The organism is Vibrio harveyi NBRC 15634 = ATCC 14126 = KCTC 12724 (genome assembly GCF_001591145.1).
In the GTDB taxonomy this organism is placed as follows: Bacteria; Pseudomonadota; Gammaproteobacteria; order Enterobacterales; family Vibrionaceae; genus Vibrio; species Vibrio harveyi.
This window is the reverse complement of the sequence record NZ_BCUF01000095.1, coordinates 1-5,812: the sequence shown is the minus strand read 5'-3', so window position 1 is coordinate 5,812 and position 5,812 is coordinate 1. Positions and strand designations below refer to the sequence as shown.

General features: G+C 45.1%; 7 protein-coding genes and 1 pseudogene. 4 read left to right on the top strand and 4 right to left on the bottom strand.

The window, feature by feature from the left end; translation table 11 throughout:
- Positions 1 to 46: 46 nt before the first annotated feature.
- A pseudogene (locus tag VHA02S_RS24335) lies at positions 47 to 700 on the top strand (BamA/TamA family outer membrane protein); the annotation flags it as partial.
- 50 nt (positions 701 to 750) lie between these two features.
- On the opposite strand, the gene VHA02S_RS24330 reads toward VHA02S_RS24335, so the two are convergent.
- Positions 751 to 1,119: a DUF805 domain-containing protein gene (locus VHA02S_RS24330; protein ID WP_017189737.1), complete on the bottom strand. Its 369-nt coding sequence runs from the start codon at positions 1,117 to 1,119 to the stop codon at positions 751 to 753.
- A gap of 276 nt (positions 1,120 to 1,395) precedes the next feature.
- Between VHA02S_RS24330 and VHA02S_RS24325 the strand changes: the two genes are divergently transcribed.
- The 3 genes from VHA02S_RS24325 to VHA02S_RS24315 are packed head-to-tail and all read left to right on the top strand — an operon-like array spanning position 1,396 to position 3,366.
- Positions 1,396 to 1,857, top strand: a complete 462-nt coding sequence (locus tag VHA02S_RS24325) for a putative pterin-binding protein (RefSeq protein ID WP_005447276.1) — start codon at positions 1,396 to 1,398, stop codon at positions 1,855 to 1,857.
- A gap of 2 nt (positions 1,858 to 1,859) precedes the next feature.
- Entirely contained in the window at positions 1,860 to 2,951 is a 1,092-nt protein-coding gene (locus VHA02S_RS24320) for a GGDEF domain-containing protein (protein ID WP_005447275.1), read from the top strand.
- A gap of 10 nt (positions 2,952 to 2,961) precedes the next feature.
- On the top strand, positions 2,962 to 3,366 hold the full coding sequence (locus VHA02S_RS24315; RefSeq protein WP_038898304.1) for a hypothetical protein: 405 nt from the start codon (positions 2,962 to 2,964) through the stop codon (positions 3,364 to 3,366).
- Positions 3,367 to 3,453: 87 nt separating this feature from the next.
- Here VHA02S_RS24315 and VHA02S_RS24310 read toward each other — a convergent pair whose 3' ends face one another.
- The 3 genes from VHA02S_RS24310 to yidD form a co-directional block, all read right to left on the bottom strand.
- Entirely contained in the window at positions 3,454 to 4,251 is a 798-nt protein-coding gene (locus tag VHA02S_RS24310) for a Cof-type HAD-IIB family hydrolase (RefSeq protein WP_009701295.1), read from the bottom strand.
- A gap of 150 nt (positions 4,252 to 4,401) precedes the next feature.
- On the bottom strand, positions 4,402 to 5,367 hold the full coding sequence (locus VHA02S_RS24305) for a DUF3137 domain-containing protein (RefSeq protein WP_005447272.1): 966 nt from the start codon (positions 5,365 to 5,367) through the stop codon (positions 4,402 to 4,404).
- Between the two features lie 31 nt (positions 5,368 to 5,398).
- A complete protein-coding gene (gene yidD / locus VHA02S_RS26575; protein WP_079401627.1) occupies positions 5,399 to 5,749 on the bottom strand; it encodes a membrane protein insertion efficiency factor YidD in 351 nt (116 codons plus the stop codon).
- Positions 5,750 to 5,812: the final 63 nt, after the last annotated feature.

Here is a 5,812-nt window from a genome sequence, read left to right as displayed (position 1 = left end):
TCAATGACAACGCTCTGAATCCTGCATCTTGAAGTCACTTGGGTATATTGATGCTCCGCTGTTTATCGGTGTGAAACAGCTCTATTTCGTCACCGATCAGAAAATCACCAACTCCCCTATTGCCGATAAGTTATTGCAAACCCTGACCAATACCTCTCCGACTACCTCTGGATTGGGTCTGACACTGGAATGGGACAGCAGAAACAACTTCTTTAGTCCGACGCAAGGCTACAACTACAAAGCCGAATACCTTTGGTACAACGACGCGATTGGCAGTGATTACGAATACGAACAACTGGATGTGGAAGGCATTAACTATTGGGAGTTAGCGGATCGATGGTCGCTAGCGCTACGTGGTCAATACAAATCTCTTTACACTGACGAACGCTTTTTACCACCAGCGTCTTATCCAGACATTGAACTGCGTGGCGTTGCGAGAAATCGTTATCAAGGGGACGAGACACTGTCAGTCGAATCACAACTGACCTATCAGTGGAACACGCGCTGGTCGACGAATGTTTTCGGCGGCTTTGGTTACGCTTCAACCGAAGCATCGCTATTCGAAAACGACGCCGAATACGCTTACGGCGTGGGCTTTCGTTACCTCATCGCTCGTCGTTATGGCCTGCAAGCAGGCATGGACTTCGCCTTTAGCGATGAAGACAGTGCAGTGTATTTCCAAGTGGGCTCAGGCATCTAAACCCACTTATACCCAAGTGACGTCAAGATGCCGGATTCAGAGCCAAATCTCTACTCATGCTTCGGGTTCGCACCATATTGGTTCGAACCTTCTTCACTGTCTTGGATGAGAAAGTACAGCAGCACTAAGACACCAATGATGGGCACAAAAGCGATCAACGCCCACCACCCAGTTCGTCCTGAGTCGTGTAAACGCCGCACGGTAACCGCAATCGATGGGATCATAATGAACAGGGCATAAATCACACCAAAGAAGCCAAAATTGTCCATTTGCATCACACTGCCGATCACTCGATCGATGATGCCCATCACTAAATTGACCAACACATTCACTAACGTAAAGTACCAATACTCTTGGCGTCTAGCCCTACCACTAAAGTTGGAGTAATTGAGGATGACCCTGTAGTACCAATCAAACATATCGCTTCTCCTAATGAGATGAAAGTGTCGCGAAAGTTAGACAACGTGAGGCAAACTGCACACAAAATAGACTAAATAATGTATTCATCCAATAGTTCTATTTTTAACTATGTCATTAACCTTGACGTATATTCCACCAACGGTTACTTTTCACCCATAACGTATTATATAAATCCATCAAGTTGGCTCTATTATTAATAAATAACCGAAATTTCTGCGGATCGATGTAGTGACGCTATCCCGCCGAAACAAGGGCAATAAATCAAAGGGCACAAGATGAGAAAAACAGTGGCACTCGCTTTGCTTTTGTTTGCACCGACACTTTTTGCAAACACGATACAGTTTAGCAGTCCTGAGAAATCCGATGTTGTTGTGGCATTAAAAGACCTAGAGTCATTGCCTCAAACTACCTACACCACCAAACTACCTTGGCTCGAAACGCCAGCCGAGTTTGAAGGTGTTAAGTTAAGCATCCTATTACAAAATGCATTTGGACAAGTACCCCAGCGCGTTGAAGTACGTGCATTGAATGACTACCACTCCGATTTATCTCGTGAAGATATCCTTCGTTACCAGCCTATCGTGGCGTACAAACAAAATCATAAATACATCAAGATCCGAAACAAAGGTCCCTACTGGTTGATCTATTCTATAAATAAATACCCAGAACTAGACATTGCCCCATACCATTCGCAAATGGTCTGGCAAATCAACAGGATCAGCGTGAAAGAAGAATAACAATGAAGGCGAAACCCCATCCTACAAAACAAGGTCCATTTTCGACTAAGAGTAAGTTATTGTTGTTGATTTTTTCATCGACATTGCTGCTCGCCAACATCGTATTATTGAAAGAAACCCGAGCACTTACCCAAAGCTACTCTGCCCAACAAAACCAAGCGACTTGGTTTTTATTTCATTTATCTAAAGAGTTATCGGAATTAGTGGGTGAAGCGCGTCGGCTCAATGAGAGCGTGATGAACATTGATGGAGCCGAGCTGCAATATGAGTTAGCTTGGAGCCGTTTTGATTTGCTGATCAACAACAAAGAAGCGGACTCTTTCCTATCAAGAGAAGAAGTACGCGTGTACTTTGTCTCTCTATTCGATAAATTTCAACAACTCGAACCGATCTTAGTTGAAGCCAAAACAGGCAGTAGCGTGGCTGCTAATCAGTTTTACCGCGCAACGCAAAATCTATACATGGAGATGATTGACTACGTCACCCAGAACTTCCGTGTTGCAAGCCCGCTTTATCAGCAACAGCAAGTTCGTGCGTACAATTTGCTGCAAGCACAATACATCTTATTGGGCATTTTCGTGCTTACTGTGGCGCTGCTGACCTACTTCTATAAGCAAGAATCGAAGTTCCACAAACAACTCGCGTTAAGTGATCCACTGACGAATCTTGCCAACCGCAGTGCTTTGTTTCTCGATTTACATCGCAAGGAAGAAACCAAAACCCCATTTTCGCTGCTCCTACTCGATCTGAACGGCTTTAAGAACATAAACGATACGTTGGGACATCAAGCGGGTGACATCGCTTTAATCGAGATAGCAAAGCGCTTAAACGACATGGCATTGGATGACTTTACTGTCTATCGCATGGGTGGTGACGAGTTTGCCGTAATCATCAACACAACCGACGAGAACAAAATTACCGAAGCAACGCACCACGTCCATGTAGTGTTTGAGAAACCGATTCTCGCCTCCGACCAAGCCGGAGCCCTATCCACCAGTTTAGGTGCAGCGAGCTACCCGCAAGATGCCGACAACATTGACTTCCTAATCAATTTAGCGGATAAGCGCATGTACAAAATGAAATTCCAACGTTAAACGGATAACCATGATGAAAAATTTCATGCGAGCGGTGCTATTACTGCTAGTGATCGCGCTTGGTGTGCTGGCTTGGGTCTTTATCCCATCCCACGAGACAGTGGGCGTACAAACCCTCGAAGAGGCGCTCAACGACAACTACACACTGGTTGGTCATCGCATTCACTCTACAGACCCTGACGCGGGTAACATGTTCGGTTACTTTGTTGTATACAAAGGCGCAAGCACCGAAGACCTAGAGCCGTTTTTGGTGACTTCTGACCAGTTTATTCGTATGGAGCAAACCGGCGACAACATGCTAGCTCTAACCGTGAATGGTCGTATTTACCGTTATCACAATGATTTGTGGGTAGAAAACCCAAATGGCAAGCTACAACACTGGTTTGTAAGTGCGACAGCGAAATACGTACGCTAACTCATACCTGTTTGAGCCTTAGACAAACAAAAGCCCCGCTCATCAAATGGCGGGGCTTTTTTATGCTTGAGATTCGCTAAGCGGCGATTAAAGCACTTTTTCTTTGATGACCTTCATCACACCCGAATCACGGTTACTTGGTGCTGAGAAGCGCGCCACTTTTTTTACTGCTTCATGTGCGTTTTCCATCGCATAGGAATGCTCACTCACTTGCAGCATTTCTAGGTCATTGAGGTAATCACCAAACGTCATCGTCTCTTCAGGACCGAAACCCATGGTTTGTTGAAGGTGCTTGATCGCCGCCCCTTTTGACGCTTCTGCGTTCATCACATCAAGCCAGATCTTCGCACTCACCACCACTTGATGACTGTGACCAAACTTCTCACTCATTGTAGGGAATACCAATTCTTCAGAACCACCAAAGTGACAGATTGCGACCTTGATAAATTCGTCCTCTACTGCCAGCAAATCCGGCATGTATTCGCAACGGTGGTAGTATTTCTGGAACTCTTCTAACGCTTTTGGATCTTTGGTTTCGATGTAAGCCGAACGCTTACCACACAGTACAAGGTGTGTGCCTTCTACCGCACGTGCCGCTTTTACTATCTCATCGATTTCCGATTTCGGAATGGTGCAGCTATAAAGCTCTTTGTCTTGGTGCATCACCAAGGTGCCATTTTCTGCCACGTAAATCATACGGTCTTGAATTGGCGCAAACGTATCACGCAAACTGTAGTACTGACGACCTGACGCTGCGGAGAATAAAATACCCTTCTCTTCAAGCTGTAAAAACAGGTCAAAAAACTCTGGGTCTAGACGACCATATTGGTCAAGTAAGGTGCCATCCATATCGGTGGCGATGAATTTGATGCTAGCTTGTGACATGACTTTAACTCAAAAGTGAAGCAGCTCAGGTCACTCTTTGAATGAAAACAGGCTGCAAAAAATAGTCACGCTAAGGTACAGGATCTTGGATGAATCTCAAGCTGAAATCACCGAGTCTTTACCGAGTTTCACTTTGAGAATAACAGGGGATTACGCCGTTTCTACGACACTATCAGGCTCCATCATTGGTCGCATAAGGTCTAAACTGCGAACCGTGCCAATCAAGAAATCCAACTCACGATAAATCTCCGCGACCGCTTCAAACTCACCCGCAGGTTCATCCAATTTAGGCTCAAACAGCTCTTTCCAATGCGAGATGGCGATGTAGAGCTTTCCGTTTACTTGAGAAAGCGACAAGCTAGAAAACTCACTTTCACGACGAAAAGTCAGCACACGCTCAATCAATTCATCCGTTAACAATTGCTTTGCCGTGTCTAAATCGTCGCTATACACCTCATACTGCTGGTCAAATTCTGGATTGCCCAGTCGGACTCGTTTACCTATTTGAATCTTGAAGAAGCTATCCCACAACTTTTCGCGCAAGGTTGGGGTATCATCACGATCAGTCAGCACAAAGGTGCAAATGTCTTCATTCATCGGAACGTCGATTTCGCAAAACAACCCCGCAAAAAATACGTGATGCTTACTCGAACTGTCACTTCCAGAGCTGATGAGCTTTGATGCTTGAATCTCAGACATCACCACTTTGGCTTCACCGATGGTACCTGAAATAAAATCATCACTTTCGAAACCATCACAGCGGTCTAAGTACAAACCACTACGTTCAAAGGTATCTTTGTCAAGCTTGCGGCTTGGGTCCCAAGTCAGTGAAGGCTCAATGTGTGCCAACAAACTCTGCATAATGTATTGCTTGTAGGTTGTACGATACTCATTGTGTTTTTTGTTGAAGTAAGCCCAACCGCCGAGCAACAGTGCCAAGAGCACAAACATGGTAGCGAAGGTGGCAATATCAAAAGCCACTGCTCCAAAGAAAACACACACCGCGACACCAAGAAACTTGCGGCGACGAAGCGCTTCTAAACGTAAAGCTTCCAGCGGTTCGAGCTTATGTCGCAAATCATTTTCAAACAAAGTTTTGAGTTGATCAGTGGTCATCACATTCCTTTTTATTTACGTACAGAGTCCATTACCAACAATTGCAAGGTGAATCATTGCCACCGCTACAGGCGTCACTCGGGACGCAATCCAAAGAGTTGCATCCCATATCCGTTACACAAGATGAGTCTTTGTTCTTACGCCGCTTGCGATTACGGGAAGGTTCCTCAGTTTGAAGACGCTGATGAGCATGTCTACAGCGTGTAAACTGGTCTTGAACACTGGTATAGCTAGAAAACACGCCTTTACGTTGAATTATTTTGCTGATGGCTGCAGAACAAGAATCCGTGCCGTAGTACACCGCATGAGCACAACGGAACCCTTTGTGTGGGGATAAATAGCGTTGATAAAATCGTATCAATGCCAACACCAGTTTCGACATGCTTTTCCTTTTGCATCTAATAAATCATTCGAGAACAACGCTCTTTCTTATACCCAAGTAACC